At 59.7% G+C, this 268-nt stretch carries 1 protein-coding gene; it reads right to left on the reverse strand.

The annotated features are described in order from the left end of the window. The coding region (locus tag SCA31_RS23660; protein WP_410699452.1) for a carboxymuconolactone decarboxylase family protein at positions 1–268 on the reverse strand (268 nt) is incomplete at both ends.

The following is a 268-nucleotide window of genomic DNA, read 5'->3' on the forward strand; positions in this document are numbered from 1 at the left end:
TTCGTTGAGGTAGTTGGTGAACGTGTTCGCGGCGACATGTGCGACGATTTCCAGCAGTTCGCCGTCGTCGAATCCTGCCGCCTTCACATCTTCGACGTCGCTGGTGGAGACGCCGCCTCGCGCCTCCGCGATCTTCACTGCGAACTTGACTGCGGCATCGGCTTTCTCTTCGGCCGACCCGCCGCGTCTCGCGGCCGCGATCTCCTCTAGGCTCAGTTTAGTGACATGCGTACCGGTGTAAGTGTGAGCAGCAAGACAATATTCGCAC

The sequence above is a fragment of the Chryseobacterium sp. SIMBA_028 genome (genome assembly GCF_046535285.1).
Taxonomy (GTDB): domain Bacteria; phylum Bacteroidota; class Bacteroidia; order Flavobacteriales; family Weeksellaceae; genus Chryseobacterium.